Annotated in this window: 13 protein-coding genes and 2 tRNA genes; 9 read left to right on the top strand and 6 right to left on the bottom strand. The window is 42.1% G+C overall.

What is annotated here, in order from left to right:
* The first annotated feature begins 500 nt into the window (after nt 1-500).
* The 4 genes from pdhA to fba all read left to right on the top strand — a co-directional run bounded on the left by pdhA (nt 501) and on the right by fba (nt 4231).
* Nucleotides 501-1535 carry a pyruvate dehydrogenase (acetyl-transferring) E1 component subunit alpha gene (gene pdhA, locus RMX98_RS11875; protein WP_322679079.1) on the top strand — a complete coding sequence of 345 codons (1035 nt, stop codon included), beginning with the start codon at nt 501-503 and terminating at the stop codon, nt 1533-1535.
* A gap of 290 nt (nt 1536-1825) precedes the next feature.
* Nucleotides 1826-2695, top strand: coding sequence for an aldose epimerase (locus RMX98_RS11870; RefSeq protein ID WP_322679078.1), 870 nt, complete (start codon nt 1826-1828; stop codon nt 2693-2695).
* Nucleotides 2696-2756: 61 nt separating this feature from the next.
* Nucleotides 2757-2828, top strand: a tRNA-Lys gene (locus tag RMX98_RS11865).
* 323 nt (nt 2829-3151) lie between these two features.
* Nucleotides 3152-4231 (top strand): class II fructose-bisphosphate aldolase, encoded by a 1080-nt coding sequence (fba, locus tag RMX98_RS11860; RefSeq protein WP_012411833.1) that lies wholly within the window; start codon nt 3152-3154, stop codon nt 4229-4231.
* Between the two features lie 265 nt (nt 4232-4496).
* Here fba and RMX98_RS11855 read toward each other — a convergent pair whose 3' ends face one another.
* Complete coding sequence (locus RMX98_RS11855; protein ID WP_322679077.1) at nt 4497-5309, bottom strand: carbon-nitrogen hydrolase family protein; 813 nt, start codon at nt 5307-5309, stop codon at nt 4497-4499.
* 211 nt (nt 5310-5520) lie between these two features.
* Between RMX98_RS11855 and RMX98_RS11850 the strand changes: the two genes are divergently transcribed.
* Nucleotides 5521-6114 (top strand): MarC family protein, encoded by a 594-nt coding sequence (locus RMX98_RS11850; RefSeq protein WP_322679076.1) that lies wholly within the window; start codon nt 5521-5523, stop codon nt 6112-6114.
* Nucleotides 6115-6262: 148 nt separating this feature from the next.
* Here RMX98_RS11850 and trxA read toward each other — a convergent pair whose 3' ends face one another.
* The 5 genes from trxA to RMX98_RS11825 all read right to left on the bottom strand — a co-directional run bounded on the left by trxA (nt 6263) and on the right by RMX98_RS11825 (nt 10731).
* Nucleotides 6263-6586 carry a thioredoxin gene (trxA, locus tag RMX98_RS11845; RefSeq protein WP_094348071.1) on the bottom strand — a complete coding sequence of 108 codons (324 nt, stop codon included), beginning with the start codon at nt 6584-6586 and terminating at the stop codon, nt 6263-6265.
* Between the two features lie 359 nt (nt 6587-6945).
* On the bottom strand, nt 6946-8109 hold the full coding sequence (locus tag RMX98_RS11840) for a GuaB3 family IMP dehydrogenase-related protein (protein WP_322679075.1): 1164 nt from the start codon (nt 8107-8109) through the stop codon (nt 6946-6948).
* A 358-nt stretch (nt 8110-8467) separates the two neighbouring features.
* Nucleotides 8468-8998 carry a YdcF family protein gene (locus tag RMX98_RS11835; RefSeq protein ID WP_322679100.1) on the bottom strand — a complete coding sequence of 177 codons (531 nt, stop codon included), beginning with the start codon at nt 8996-8998 and terminating at the stop codon, nt 8468-8470.
* A gap of 537 nt (nt 8999-9535) precedes the next feature.
* Nucleotides 9536-9609 (bottom strand) — tRNA-Arg (locus RMX98_RS11830).
* A gap of 33 nt (nt 9610-9642) precedes the next feature.
* Nucleotides 9643-10731, bottom strand: coding sequence for a tocopherol cyclase family protein (locus RMX98_RS11825; protein ID WP_322679074.1), 1089 nt, complete (start codon nt 10729-10731; stop codon nt 9643-9645).
* A gap of 25 nt (nt 10732-10756) precedes the next feature.
* Between RMX98_RS11825 and RMX98_RS11820 the strand changes: the two genes are divergently transcribed.
* The 4 genes from RMX98_RS11820 (at nt 10757) to RMX98_RS11805 (ending at nt 16282) form a co-directional block, all read left to right on the top strand.
* Entirely contained in the window at nt 10757-11365 is a 609-nt protein-coding gene (locus tag RMX98_RS11820; protein ID WP_322679073.1) for a J domain-containing protein, read from the top strand.
* Between the two features lie 148 nt (nt 11366-11513).
* Entirely contained in the window at nt 11514-13673 is a 2160-nt protein-coding gene (gene recQ, locus RMX98_RS11815) for a DNA helicase RecQ (RefSeq protein ID WP_322679072.1), read from the top strand.
* Nucleotides 13674-14582: 909 nt separating this feature from the next.
* Entirely contained in the window at nt 14583-15539 is a 957-nt protein-coding gene (locus RMX98_RS11810; protein ID WP_409881413.1) for a calcium-binding protein, read from the top strand.
* A gap of 170 nt (nt 15540-15709) precedes the next feature.
* Nucleotides 15710-16282: a Uma2 family endonuclease gene (locus RMX98_RS11805; protein WP_322679070.1), complete on the top strand. Its 573-nt coding sequence runs from the start codon at nt 15710-15712 to the stop codon at nt 16280-16282.
* Nucleotides 16283-16294 lie beyond the last annotated feature (12 nt).

The following is a 16294-nucleotide window of genomic DNA, read 5'->3' as shown; positions in this document are numbered from 1 at the left end:
TAATCACGGCATAATTGTTGTGGTTGTAAAAATCTATTGATGATTGATTTTTTTGGGACTTTCCCACTAGGAGGTAACAAAAATACCACTATTGGGAGTTGACACTGATAACTAGAGAAGCAAATCATATCATAATTAACTTTTAATTACAATTACCTATTTGGCTATATAGATTTTTGCCAGCTTTTTTTTAAATTGTTAATGGATATGCAGAAAGCAGTCTATCTTGATTGCTAGTCTATGAAGGGGAATAGTGAGAGATAAAAACCCAAAACGGCAGATGTTGCAGTTAGAGTCAAATCCTCACGGGGCATAGGCTGAGAAGTTAAAAATCAAAAAATTAAAAATTCAGCTATTCCCTAAGACCCTTTTTTGGTGCATAAATAAAGTTTGATTGTTGAGTCTTGCAAACGCTAGCCTGTTAAAAGCTGAGGTGTTATCAGACCAACTTAATTTAAAACCGTAACTTTTAACTTGTACAACAGGGATACTCAAAAATAATGGTTCAAGAGCGTACTTTACCCACTTTTAATCCTGCTACTACGCACATTACTAAGGAAGAAGGGTTGCGGTTGTATGAGGACATGGTATTAGGGCGCTTGTTTGAAGACAAATGCGCTGAAATGTACTATAGGGGCAAAATGTTTGGTTTTGTCCATTTGTACAACGGTCAAGAAGCTGTTTGCAGTGGTGTTGTGCAGTCAATGCGACCGGGCGAAGATTACGTTTGTAGTACTTACCGCGACCACGTTCATGCTCTGAGTGCGGGAGTGCCAGCAAGAGAGGTAATGGCAGAATTATTTGGCAAAGCTACAGGTTGCAGCAAAGGGCGCGGTGGTTCCATGCACATGTTTTCTGCTGAACATCGCTTGCTGGGTGGCTATGCTTTTGTGGCTGAGGGAATTCCTGTGGCAGCCGGAGCGGCTTTCACGAGCAAATACCGCCGCGAAGTGCTGGGAGATAAAAACGCTGACCAAGTGACAGCTTGCTTTTTTGGCGACGGTGCAGCTAACAACGGTCAGTTTTTTGAAACACTAAATATGGCAGCCCTATGGAAACTGCCAATTCTTTTTGTAGTGGAAAATAATAAGTGGGCCATTGGGATGTCTCACGAACGAGCCACTTCCCAGCCAGAGATTTATAAAAAAGCCAGTGTATTTAACATGGTGGGCGTGGAAGTAGATGGTATGGATGTACTAGCAGTCCGAGCCGTAGCTCAAGAAGCTGTAGCCCGTGCCCGTGCAGGTGAAGGCCCAACATTAATTGAGGCACTTACCTACCGCTTCCGTGGTCACTCCTTGGCTGACCCAGATGAAATGCGAAGCAAAGCGGAGAAAGAATTTTGGTTCGCCCGTGACCCAATTAAGAAGTTGGCAGCTTATTTGCTGGAGCAAAACTTAGCAGATGAGCAAGAAATCAAAGCAATTGACCGTAAAATTCAGGATGTAATCGACGAAGCGGTTAAATTCGCCGAAAGCAGCCCCGAACCAGACCCCAGCGAGTTATATCGTTTCGTGTTTGCAGAAGACGAATAAATTTTGGGGACTGGGGACACAACGACTGTGCGGTAGTTGAATCTCGACTTCGCTCGATTACCGCGTAGTCGAAACTCAGTGCAAGTCGCTCGATTACCGCCAAGCGATGCACTGAGCGTAGCCGAAGTGTCGAAACTCAGTGCATCGCTGGGTACTAGGTACTGGGAAAAAGTTATTCTAATCCCCAATCTCTAATTCCTAATCCCCAATCCCCATTACCCCTTATCCCCAGAGGGGGCCCCACCTTACCCAATCCCCAATCCTAATCCCTAATCCCAAGACTAAAATTTGTGTTTACCATTGGACTTCAACAGCAACAATACAAAACCTACATCCTTTCAGATGAAAATGCTGGTTCTCAACTGGAAGTTGTTCCAGAACGTGGTGGTATCATCACTCGCTGGCGTATACAGGGGCAAGAAATTTTCTATTTAGATACTGAACGCTTTGCTAACCCTGATTTGACTGTCAGAGGTGGGAATCCTATTTTGTTTCCCATCTGCGGCAATATACCTGATAATACTTATACTCATAATGGTCAGCAGTATACTTTAAAACAACATGGTTTTGCTCGTGACTTGCCGTGGGAAGTAACTGACCAAGTAACTGAAGATAAAGCTAGCGTCACCCTCGTCCTCAACAGTAGCGAGAAAACACGGGCTGTTTATCCTTTTGACTTTCAAGTGCTGTTCACTTACGAACTCCAAGGTAATACCTTAGAAATTCGGCAACAGTATAAAAATCTTTCATCCACATCACTGCCCTTTTCTACAGGTTTCCATCCTTATTTTCTGACAAATGATAAAGCGGCGCTCAAGTTTGAAATTCCTTCCCAACAGTATCAAGACCAGATAAGCAAGGAAATTCACCCCTTTAATGGTAATTTTGACTTTAATCGCGATGAAATTGACGTTGCTTTTAAGCAGCTAACCAGTCAATCAGCCGCAGTCATAGACAACAGCCGCAAGTTAAAATTAACTCTGGATTACGGGAATAAATATCCGATTTTGGTTTTTTGGACACTCAAAGGTAAAGATTTCTACTGCCTTGAACCGTGGAGCGCTCCCCGTAACTCCCTGAACACTGGTGAAAACCTGACTGTATTAGAACCAGGAAGCAGCTATACGGCATCTGTGCGGTTAACGGCAAATTTTTTCTAAACCTATTTACAAATCTACAGATGTCTATGCTATGATGGCAAAGTTGCGAAATGCAAAGAAAGGGTCGCTAACTCAACGGTAGAGTACTCGGCTTTTAACCGATTAGTTCCGGGTTCGAATCCCGGGCGACCCATATAAAAGTTTATTGAGTACTATGGAAGAGCGATCGCTGTTCTTTTTAATTATAGGAAGGAGTCTTTTGGATACTAGGCTACCAAAGCTACTAGTTCTAGGGTAGCTAAATGTACAGCAATACAGAGCAACCATAGGGCATAGTACAGCAGTAGAGAACAAGTATAGAACATGGTTTATAGTAACTATGGCGTAAACTTTTTCAACATAGATACACGACACTAGTTATAATTTCCTATAAGTTGAAAAAACTCTTAAGATTTAGCGTAATAAAAACGCTTCTCTCAGACCGACTAGCTGACAACCACATTAGGAGGACTATCTATGGCGCTTGTACCACTGCGGCTGCTGCTGGATCACGCAGCTGAAAACGGTTACGGCATCCCAGCTTTCAACGTTAACAATTTGGAGCAGATTCAGGCAATCCTGAAGGCTGCTGTCGAGACAGATAGCCCCGTAATTTTACAAGCTTCACGCGGCGCTCGTAATTATGCTGGCGAAAACTTCCTCCGCCACCTGATTTTGGCTGCCGTAGAAACCTATCCTCACATTCCCATTGTCATGCACCAAGATCATGGGAATGCGCCTGCTACCTGCTACTCAGCAATTAAGAACAACTTCACCAGCGTGATGATGGATGGTTCTTTGGAAGCTGATGCGAAAACTCCCGCTAGCTTCGAGTACAACGTTAATGTTACCCGCGAAGTTGTAAATGTAGCTCATGCTTTGGGTGTCAGCGTTGAAGGTGAACTCGGTTGTTTGGGTTCTCTAGAAACTGGTGCTGGCGAAGCTGAAGATGGTCATGGTTTTGAAGGTACACTCGACCACTCTCAACTGCTAACCGACCCCGATGAAGCTGTTGACTTCGTAGAAGCAACCCAAGTAGATGCTTTGGCTGTTGCCATTGGCACAAGCCACGGTGCTTACAAGTTTACCCGTAAGCCGACTGGTGAAATTTTGGCAATCAGCCGCATTGAAGAAATTCACCGCCGTCTGCCTAATACCCACTTGGTAATGCATGGTTCTTCTTCTGTACCTGAAGATTTGCTGGCGCTAATTAACCAGTATGGTGGTGCAATTCCTGAAACCTACGGTGTACCTGTAGAAGAAATCCAAAAAGGTATTAAGAGTGGTGTACGTAAGGTAAATATTGACACCGACAACCGTTTGGCTATCACTGCTGCTGTACGTGAAGCTTTGGCTAAAAAGCCAGAGGAGTTTGACCCCCGTCACTTCCTCAAGCCTTCCATTACATACATGCAGAAGGTTTGTGCTGAACGCTATCAGCAATTTGGCACGGCTGGCAACGCCAGCAAGATTAAGCAAATTTCTTTGGAAGATTTTGCTGCTAAGTATGCTAAGGGTGAACTCAACGTTGTTACCAAGTCAGCTGCTAAAGTTTAATTTTAGACAACTAATAAATAGGGGCATAGTCTTGCTATGCTCCTAAAAAACTGAGGATTTTAATGTTGTCAGAAACCGGGTGTTTACCCGGTTTTTTGTTGTATTCATAAGGGCTGGGAATGGGGAATGGGGAATGGGGCACTTGTACTGAGTTTCGACTACGCTCAACTACCGCGTAGCCGAAGTATTGGGCATTAGTTATTAATTATTCTCCTCTGCTTCCCCTGCCTCCCCTGCCTCCCCTGCTCCCCCTGCTCTCTACTCCCTAGAACACCCGATGTTGTAAAGATGGCATTTGACGACGGACTTGTTCTAACCTAGTTGGCTTGATTTCTGCGATCGCAATTCCCGGTTTCTCTCCAGCATCGGCTAAAATTACACCCCAAGGGTCGATAATAACGGCGTGGCCGTGGGTTAGACGACGGGCGTAGTTATTCCCCGTTTGGGCGGGAGCAATGACGTAGGCGGTGTTTTCGATGGCTCTGGCTTGTAGTAGTACTTGCCAGTGGTCTTTACCTGTAAAGGCGGTAAAAGCGGCGGGAATAAAGATAACATCCGCTCCCTTATCTGCTAGATGACGATACAGTTCTGGGAATCGGACATCATAACAAATAGAAAGCCCTAGATTACCGAGTTTTTCTGAAAAATGGACGGGTGGTAGTTGCGTACCAGCCACAACCGTGCTGGATTCGCGATAGGTGTTGCCGTCAGGAACATCAACATCAAATAGGTGTACTTTGTAGTAGCGGGAAAGTTCTTGACCGTTTGGGTCAATCAGTAAAGTAGTGTTATAAACTTTGCCTGTATTGTCTACCGGAAGTGGAAAGCTGCCGCCCAAGATGGTAATTTGAAAGCGTTGAGCCATTTTTTTGAGAAATTTTTCACTTTCAAGAGCGATCGCATCACCTTGTGCGAGTTTATCTTTTTCTTCTCCCATATAGGAAAAGTTTTCTGGCAAACCCACCAATTCAGCACCTTGACGCACGGCAAGCTCTATTAATTCTTCTGCCTGTGCCAAATTTTTGTGTAGATCGGGCACACTGGTCAATTGAATAGCGGCGGCTAAATAAGACTTCATAGATTCAACAACGAACAGTTGATTTATGGAAAAGAGATTATCAAAATATATCGCTACTTCAACATTTGTGGAACTTAATTAGAAATACATCAGCCAAGATTTTCTTTAACACACTGGTTTTATTACTGATTTTAATCTTCCTCTGGGTTCTAGCAAACTGAGCAAGATAAAGATTAGATTGCGATCAAACCTTGATATAAAGCCGTTTACTGTGGATATTCCTATTTTCATTCAAACATTTATCGCTGTGTTTGTCTTGGCGGATGCTGTGGGCAATATACCGATTGTTTTAGTTTTGACTAAGGGCATGATGCCAGACCAAAGAAACAAAGTTATAGATAAAGCAATTATCATTGCGATCGCAGTTCTTTTGCTATTTGCCTTTGCAGGGCAAATAATTTTAAATTACTTGGAAATTAGTATCGGTTCTTTGCGAGTAGCAGGAGGAATATTGTTGCTGTTAATTGCTTTACAAATGCTGCACGGAGAATTAGATCAGCCAATTATTGAGGAAGGACGTGATGTTGCAATTACTCCACTAGCTTTACCATTGTTAGCGGGGCCGGGAACTTTGACGACGGTGATGTTGCTGATGTCGAAATCACAGAGTCCGCATATTGCTGTGGCGGTGGGTATCGTAGGGGCAATGTTTAGCACTTGGTTGATTTTGCGTTTAGCAAATCTGATTGACCAGTGGATTGGTGCAGAAGGTGGAGTAATTGTGACTCAACTTTTGGGTTTTCTGTTGGCGGCGCTAGCAGTGGAAATTGGTAGTACGGGAATTAGGGAGTTATTTTTGAGCTAGAAAATTCCTAAAAATATTTTGAAAGTGTATACAAATGTAAACAAGTTTGATAGACGGCAAATTTGCGTTTCTCAAACTTGTTTATGAAAATTAACTTAAAGTTAGAACAAAATGGATAACTCAAGAGGATTTTATTGCCAATTGAGTTTCAAAGATGCTTTTCGAGAGTGGAAGCTAATGTAGTTTTAGGCACAGCGCCTACCACCATATCCACTTTTTGCCCACCCTTAAAAATCATTAATGTGGGAATACTGCGGATGCCGTATTGACTAGCAACTTGAGGATTTTCATCTGTGTTGACTTTTACGACCTTTATTTGACCTTTGTACTGTTCGGAGATTTCATCGACAACAGGAGCTACCATACGGCATGGTCCGCACCAGGGTGCCCAAAAGTCAACTAAAACGGGTACATCGCTGTCGAGTACTTCTTGCTTAAAACTAGAATCGGTAACTTGTGCGGCTGTTGACATGCCTAAAACCTTCGCCAATAATATCTGAGCTTGGTGAAAATTCTACCATAGCAAAAACCTCAGCTTGGGAGTGCGAGGATGTACATTTGCAAAGAAGCTCTCTTATTTTATTTATAAACATAAGGAACCGCCCGAACAGTAGTCCGGGCGGAGTGTGGTGTGAGGAGTGAACGGAAACATGCGTCTCCGCTATCTCTATTGTAAGCGACATATCGGATTTTTCCAGCAATTGTTTAGGGCGCTGGAAAAATTTATTCAACAATTGGGGATTGGGATTAGGGGAGAGGTGACAGGTGACAGGTGATAGGAAATAATCTGTACCCTGTAACCTGTACCCTATTCCCTATTCCCTATTCCCTTTACTTACCCATACCTAATTGTTGAGCTTTTTGGTAAACTTTACCCTCGGTTAATAAAGAAGGTGCAATCACAACTTCCACTTGCTGCATTTCTTTAATATTTTTGGCTCCTAAGGTGCCCATACTCGTCTTTAAAGCTCCTAAAAGATTGTGAGTGCCATCATCTAGCCCTGCTGGGCCAATCAGTATTTGCTCTAGGCTACCGGTGCTGCCAACGCGAATGCGGGTGCCACGAGGCAAGACTGGGCTGGGAGTCGCCATACCCCAATGATAACCTCGTCCTGGGGCTTCTGTAGCTCTGGCAAAGGGGGAACCAATCATTACACCATCTGCACCACAGGCGATGCATTTACAAATGTCGCCACCGGTGATTAAACCGCCATCAGCAATAATGGGGATATAGTTGCCAGTTTCCTTGTAGTAATCATCTCGTGCTGCGGCACAATCTGCGATCGCAGTTGCTTGTGGCACTCCCACACCCAACACCCCACGAGAAGTACAAGCAGCACCCGGCCCAATTCCCACTAGTACCCCAGCCGCCCCAGCTTTCAATAAATTCAAAGTGACTTCGTAAGTTACGCAATTCCCCAACACCACGGGGATAGGCATGGAACGGCAAAATTCTGCTAAATCAAGTGGTACTAAAGACTCTGGTGACAGATGTGCAGTAGAAACCACCGTAGCCTGCACAAAAAATAAATCTGCCCCAGCTTTTGCCACCGCCTCCCCGTATTTACTTGCACCGGCTGGAGTTGCACTCACTGCCGCAATGCCACCTTGTTGTTTAATTTCCTGAATACGTTGTTCTATTAATTCCGGTTTTATTGGTTCGGCATAGAGTTCTTGCATCAGAGCAACAAATTCATCTTTCCCTACAGAGGTAATTCGATCTAATATTGGCTCTGGGTCAGCATAGCGAGTTTGAATTCCCTCTAAATTGAGGACACCTAATGCTCCTAACTGTGACAAACGTACAGCCATCCGAACATCTATTACGCCATCCATTGCACTGGCAATTATCGGGATTTCTCGCTCAATATTGCCAATACGCCACTTAGTATCTGCCAAACTAGGGTCTAGTGTTCTGTTACCAGGGGCTAGAGCAATTTCATCTATTCCATAAGCTCTGCGAGCTGTTTTTCCCCGCCCAAGTTGAATTTCCACGCTTTAACTTTTCTCAAATCTGTTTAAGCTAGGGTATCAAATTGTGGGGGAAGTTGGAGCGTTTTTTTCCCGAACTACACTCTTTCTACTTCGAGCAGTCTCAGCTGCGGCTCAAAACTTTGGTGGATGCAAACTACACACCAAGGAAGCAAATGAGGAAAAGTTGTTAATTGCTTTGACTGAGTTAATACCAATAATCTTGACATTGGTTGTCTTAAATTTGCCTGGATTAACTTAGGTCAACAGGCAAATTTTCATAAAATATTCCAATTTTGAATATTTTGCATCGTTTCAAATCGATAAACCTTCTGAATCTAAAGATTTCAATTCCCAGATCCAAAATCTAAAAATCCAAAATTTATTTACGTTTATTTTTAGCGGCATCCACACCAGTGTAACCAGTTGCTAACCAAAGTATTGCTCTAGCTCCATCACGAACAGATTTTTCGATAGATTCAGGGGGACTTTCTGAAGGAACTGCCACTGGTTTTAAATAAATACCTCGACTACCCAAAATAATTTCGCCGATGACACAAGCCCGACGCATGTGGAAGTCTGAAGTAATCAAATAAACGCTTTTGATGCCACGAGCTTGCAAATCATCCACCAACGTAGTAAAATTAGTAACTGTATCTACTGCTTCATAGTCCAAATGTAAACGCTTGGGATCAACGCCAGCTTTGGTAAACACTCGTTGGGTGAATGTACGTGGACTACCGCCTGTAATCCAAATCGGTATATTTGGATGCTCGCGAACGAATTTTGCTGTAAACTTCTCTCGCTCTAAATGTCTTGTTGAACCACCTAGCAATACAACTGCTTGCGGCTGCACAAATTGGTTTTGTACTTTGTATCCCCACCAGATAATTAGTGGTAGGATAAAAGCCATGAAACGAAAAGATTTACCTGTAAAAAGTAGCTTATTCAAGGCTCAATAACTTTATTTACTTAATCCAAAATTTTCTCTGACTAGAAGAAAAACAATTGATAGTAGAGTAGCAAACTTCCAAAGAATCTGCCCAAATACAAATTTGGTTGATTTTTGTGTTGCAGCGCGATTAAGCGTGCTTGAAGTTTTTTCTCTAATTGATGGATTATCCTAACCTTTCTCGGACGATTCATCAAAGGTTTTTAACCACTTTATATAGTGTTTTTTGTTTCAACAGGTTGCGTCTAGGATAGCTCAACTTTTCTAGAAGATGCACTCGCGTCTGGCCAAGCTTGTTGGAGATGGTAGTTGTTCTCCTTAGTTATTGGGTACTGGGGATTGGGAAAAAGTTTGTTGAGCCAAATTCCCCATTACTTCTTATCCTCAATCCCCGATACCCAGTCTCTAGTTCAATGAGGTACTAGGTAAGGGCGCACAGCTAGCTATACGCTCCTACGAATTGCTATATAACTATATATATTAATTCTCTGGAGATAACGGGACTGGTGCGACTTGAACGCACGACCTGACGCTTAGGAGGCGTCCGCTCTATCCAACTGAGCTACAACCCCAACTATGAAGCATATATAATTATAGCAGTAGTTTTAACGAGACTGCCAAGAATTATCCCAAGAGCCGCCGCCTACTTCTAAACCACACAGAAGACTTTCTGCTTTTAGAATTATTTTAGATTTACTTCCATTTAGTTCTCGTAACTCTAAATTTAGTTTTCCTTGCATGGTGTCTCGGCAACAGTATTTTAAACCTTCTGCTGTGGGCGCACGTAGAGGTGTACCAGGTAAATCGGTGGTTCCTGTCAATTCAATTTCGTAATTGGAATTACTAGCTTTCATTTGCCATCTACCCCAAGGCTGAATTTCCCAATCTACTTGAGAATTCCAGGGAACGAATTCATAAAACTTCCCTTGATGGTGCAATCCAATCATTGCTACAGATTCCATCCACCACAGCACACCCCGCCGTCCACCGCCAGCAGTTAATGCTAAGTCGGGTTCGCCTTCAAAGCAATTACAATTTATCCAAAACCATTTTTGCGGAAAAGCACCACCCCAATTTTTCTCGCCGTAGGCTGGGGCGTTGGTGAATTGGTAGATTTTGCCATTCCAGTCAATCTTCCCATTGGCTAAACCGTGAGCCATCAAAATTTGCCATCCCGGTTCAAAAATCTGCAAGAATGACACCCAGCCTGCGGTTGATTGCTGAATGCTATTTTGATTGCCCCAACCGTATACTGGTTGAATTTCATACTGCCAACGACAATAATTATTGGTGGCAGGATCGCGAATTATTCCCTGATTCAAGGTGGCTGTCGCTTGATAGCCCTCTTGAACATGATGCTCAAACTCTTCTGGGAGGAGGTATAGCGGAGAAACTTGCAAATTAGTTTTACCCCAATGACCTAAACCCAAGACATCTCGACTACCCCAAAATTTGTTGACATCAGGAAAAGTACGCCATAAATATTCATCATCTGGGCCGAGGATTTGAGCTGCACCGCCACTGTGAGGTTTACCGCCGATGGGGTCTTCAATGGAGTACATAAAGGCGAATGTTTGTCCAATTTCCGGTAGGGTGATGCGGTAATACCAGCCTTCAAAGAAGCGGCGATTACTATCATCCCAGTGATAACCAGAATGGGGTGTTTGGAGAGAATTTAGGGGAATAGTTAACATAGATATAGTTGCCGATTTTTTAAGTATGCGCGAGCGCTTCGATATCAATGATGCTTATAAAATTCTTGGACTAGAACCCGGTGCGTCTCAAGCACAGGTAAAGCGAACTTACCGTAAACTGGTGAAAATTTGGCATCCCGATCGCTTTGTCGATCAAAGGCAAAAACAGGAAGCTGAGGAAAAAATTAAATCAATCAACGCAGCTTACAACAAGCTCAAATCTGAAAGTCTATCTGAGCCTCCCATTATTGAAAATCCATCTTCATCTTCGCCTAAAAATTCCCCAAAAATATCTGTCAATCGTTGGGATGCAGAAACTTTCTATAATTTAGGAGTAGAGAATGCTACAGAAGGAAGATATGAGGATGCGATCGCAGATTTTACCCACGCAATTCGTCTCAATCCTCACTATATTGAGGCATACAAATATCGTGGACTAGTTTGCTCACAATTGGGATACGAATATAGAGCTGCTTCTGATTTAAATAAAGCTGCACAAATAGAACAATTAAGAAATCCCGGCGCTGCACGTAGATCACGCACACCTAGAACTGTATCAAAGCCTAGACCTCTAGTAAAAAGATTTTGTCAAGGAATAAAAAATTTACTGCGGCTAAATCGGCGTTGGAGATAAGCAGCAAAAAGTCAGAAAAAGCATAGTAGAGAAAGACAGGTCTGAGTAAAGCTGCCGAAGATGTGAGTTAAAATCCTGATATCTTTAATAACTACCCACGCAGAACGCCTCTAAAAAAGCGTTGGCAAAGCCCACCGTAGGTATCGCTATGCTTCAGTATCCCCATCTCGAACAAGCGCTGAAATATCACTTTGGTTATGACCAATTTCGCCCCGGACAACGGCAAATTATCGAAGATGCGCTGCAAAATCGAGATTTAATGGTTGTGATGCCAACTGGTGGGGGAAAATCTCTATGTTTTCAGCTACCAGCATTGTTAAAAAATGGACTAACTGTGGTAGTGTCGCCTTTAATTGCTTTGATGCAAGACCAAGTAGAAGCACTTCGAAATAATAATATTAACGCGACATTTCTCAATAGCAGTTTGAATGCTTATCAGGTGCGATCGCGGGAAGAAGCCATCCTCAACGGTAAAGTAAAATTACTCTACGTCGCCCCTGAACGTCTCCTCAGTGAAAGGTTTTTACCATTTCTCGATTTAGTTAAAGAAAAAATCGGTATTTCTAGCTTTGCTATTGATGAAGCACACTGCGTTTCGGAATGGGGACACGATTTCCGTCCAGAATATCGCCAGTTAAAATCTCTGAGAAAACGCTATCCTGATGTTCCTACCGTCGCCCTTACCGCCACAGCAACCGATCGCGTCCGTAGTGATATCATTCAACAATTAGGGCTGAAGCAACCTAGCATTCATCTTGCCAGTTTTAACCGTGAAAATCTTTATTACGAAGTTCGTCCTAAAACTAAATATGCTTACGCTGAATTATTAGAACTAATTCGAGAAACTGAAGGTTCGACAATTATTTATTCTTTAACTCGGAAAAAAGTTGATGAATTAACTTTTAAACTACAAAATGATAAAGTTATTGCTTTGCCTTATCACGCCGGATTAAGTGATGAGGAACGTAGTAGCAATCAAACGCGATTTATTCGAGATGATGTGCGCGTCATGGTGGCAACCATCGCCTTTGGAATGGGAATTAATAAACCCGATGTGCGGTTGGTAGTTCACTTCGATCTACCCAGAAATATAGAAAGTTATTATCAAGAATCGGGTAGAGCGGGTAGAGACGGAGAACCATCTAGGTGTACAATATTTTTCAGCTTTGGTGATGTTAAAACAATTGAATGGAGTATCGATCAAAAAACCGATCCTCAAGAACAGTTGATTGCTAAACAACAACTGCGGCAGATGATCGATTACGCTGAAGGCACTGATTGTCGGCGAACGATTCAACTGGGTTATTTTGGAGAACGTTTTCCTGGGAATTGCGGTAACTGTGACAATTGTCGTCATCCCAAACCCGTGCAAGATTGGACAATTGAAGCAATGAAGTTTTTATCTTGTGTGGCGCGTTGCAAAGAAAGGTTTGGAATGCTACACATAATTGATGTGTTGCGAGGAGCAAAAAAAGACAAAATTATCCAGTATGAACATGATAAACTTTCTACCTACGGTATTGGCAAGGATAGAACAGTAGATGAATGGCGAATGTTGGGGCGATCGCTTTTACATCAAGGGTTAATAGAACAAACTAGCGATGGTTACTCAGTTTTAAAACTAAATGCCTTAAGCTGGCAAGTAATGCGAAAACAACGCCCAGTTTCCCTAGCTGTAACCACAGTGCAAAAGATTACCTGGGAACCGGAGAGTGAAAAAGCAGAAGTTGCAGAAATATTATTACAGAAGTTGCGATCGCTACGCAAACAATTAGCTGATGAGCAATCTGTACCACCTTACGTCATCTTTCACGATTCCACTTTAAAATTGATGGTACAAGTGCAACCCCAAAACTTAGCTGAATTTGCCAAACTTTCTGGTGTCGGTAGTCACAAACTCGCTCAATATGGCGAAAAGTTCATTACAGAAATTCGCGCCTACCGCCAAGAAAAAGGTTTGCAAAATAAATCTGCTACTCCCGTATCTTCTGCCAAATCATCTTCTTCTTACACCGAATTACAAACATTGCAATTGCATCAACAAGGTTTAAATATTGCTCAAATTGCCCAAAAGCGCAACCTTAGTCCGGCAACAGTTAGCAATCATCTAGAAAAACTTATTGAAAAAAATCAGCCAGTTGATTTAAATCAATTAGTACCTTTAGAACATCAACAAAAAATTTGGCAAGTTTTAGAAGTACTCGGTGACATTTCCCTGACTCCTATTAAAGAACAACTAGGTGAAAACTACACTTTTGATGAAATTCGCTTAGTACGGAGTAAGTGGCGGCGCGAAAATCGCAAGTGATAAGCTGTTCAACATCTACTTTTGCAGTTTTTTAGCTTGGTGACGCTACTACTTAATCCAGCTAAGGAGTGAGAAAAATAACTTAAATTAGCAAAACGTAGGAGAATGTAATTAATACATCATCAAATTAGGTTATGACGAAGAGAATTAACGTAAAAACCGATAGTTAAAATACAAATAAAATACAATACAAATAATATATACTGAGATGAAAATATTCATAAAGAAAAATAAACATACCAAAACGAGGGTTAAACAAATTCGCACTCTTGCTACGCCCCGCAACACTTTCGCAATGACGCTCTCTACTAGTCTGTCAATAAATAATTGATGATAAATTTCTTGTAGAGACGGCGATTTATGGCATCTCTCTAACCGTCAAAATGAATTTGACAGACCACTATCAGTACGGTTTGGTTAGGGCTTTTTAATGAAAATTCTAAATCACAAAGTTTTGTAGGTTGGGTGCAGCGATAGCGTAACCCAACATAAAATTTGGTGGTAATGTTGGATTGCGTTTCACTCCATCCAACCTACATAAATATATCTTTTAAAAAACTCTAGGTTTCAACATAGATCAGGTTTAATTGAATACTCTATTCGGTTTTGCTATCGGTAATTTTTAAAACATACTGCTATATCTGAATATTATTCCTCTTTTGCGTATAGTTCCGCAATTAAGGTTAAAAATGCATCTCATTTTACAGGCTTACCCTCCGAATTAACTAGGACTGGGCATAATTTTACTTGTTCAAATTTTAACTGTGAGTGCATACAATCTGTGCTATGTCAATACTTTAATGTAAGTAAAGATTTTGGCAGTTTTTGACCCCTCTTTTTTCTGGCTTTGTGAAAAATCAGGGTCTATCGTTCGACTAATAAGCATTTTGTAATCAAGGATCAAGAATCATGGCAAGCTATCCTACAGCTTTCGACGACAACATCTTTGGTACTCTGGCAAACAATACGATTGACGCTTTAGCAGGAAATGACTGGGTTTACGGGGATTATGGTAACGATACCCTCTATGGCAACCTGGGTAACGATATTTTGATCGGCAGTTGGGACAATGACTATCTGTATGGTGGAGATGGTAGCGATACCCTGGGGTTTGAAAGCTATCACGATGAGATCGGAAACGACTATCTCTCTGGAGGTAACGGCAACGACTGGATTTATGCTGGCACCGGTAATGACAAGTTATTCGGTGACTCAGGCAACGACTATTTACGGGGAGATGCAGGCAATGACTACCTCGACGGCTGGAGTGGAGCTGATACCGTTATTGGAGGTGCGGGGGATGATACCCTGTATGGTTGGACAGGTAACGATTCTCTTAGTGGTGGCGATGGCAACGATAAAATCTACGGCGAAGGCGATAACGATATTTTAATTGGTGGATTGGGCAATGACTCCCTCTCTGGTGGTAGCGGCAATGACTCCCTGTATGGTGACAGTGGCAACGATTCTCTCACTGGGGGATTAGGCAACGATTACCTAGTGGGTGGTACTGGAGGAGACACCCTCAACGGTTATGGAACCTTTGTTGACGCTGCTTCTCAGTTTGACAGGCTCGTAGGGCAAGCAGGAGTCGATTACTTTATCCTGGGAGGTACCTGGGGCGTTTCCTATGTAGAGTCAGGAGATGGATACGCCATTATTCAAGATTGGAATTACAGCGACGACTGGATTCAGGTGAAGGGTGTGAAGAGTCAATACCAGCTGGAATACAAGAGTGTTGCTGGAATTGGTTCAGCGCTTCTAGACACCGAAATTTACTACCTTGCTAGCAGTGGTAAGGAGAGAATTGGTATTGTTCAAGATTCTACAAGTGTCAATCTGAATACGGACTTTAAATTTGTGTGAGGTGTCAATTTTTTGTTCATTTTCTTTGAAAATCTGCTCTAAATGCTCTATGAATAGTTCATGAGAGTTGAAAACCCCAACTTCTTTAAGAAGTTGGGGTTCTATAATTTTTAACTTTCACAAATCAAATTAAATTTAAAATACAAGAGCAAGATGAAAGGAGTTAGCCAATGAGTCAAATGCTTAATACAGGAGTACGCTGGACAACTCAGGATGTGGAATTATTACCAGAAAATGAAGGGACGCGCTACGAGATAGTTGATGGAGAATTATTTATTACGAGGGCACTTCACTTTAAACATCAACAAACTTGTGGCAAGATTTTTGGACAACTTGATGTTTGGTCAGAGTCTACTGGTTTGGGAGAAGCTGTAATCAATCCCGGCGTTTTGTTTTCAGAATCAGATAATGTGATTCCTGATGTAGTTTGGGCTACTAAAGAAACCTTGGTGCTAACATTGGATGAAGAAGGACATTTAACTGGCGCACCAGATTTAGTAGTCGAAGTCTTGTCTCTTAGCAAGTCAGACGAAAGACGAGATAAAGAAGCTAAACTTAAACTTTATTCTTCCAGAGGCGTAAAAGAATATTGGATTGCTGATTGGCGATCGCGTAAACTAGAGGTCTATCGGCGCGAACAAAGTCAACTTAATTTGGTAGCAACCTTATTTAGTAATGATAATATAATTTCTCCGCTATTACCTGGTTTTAGCTGTACTGTAGACCAGTTTTTTCCTGTATAAATATTAGGTTGA

Origin of the sequence: Nostoc sp. DedQUE02, assembly GCF_034531035.1 — a bacterium.
Taxonomy (GTDB): Bacteria; Cyanobacteriota; Cyanobacteriia; order Cyanobacteriales; family Nostocaceae; genus Nostoc.
The sequence above is the reverse complement of the archived record's forward strand: the minus strand, read 5'-3'. Positions and strand labels throughout refer to the sequence as shown.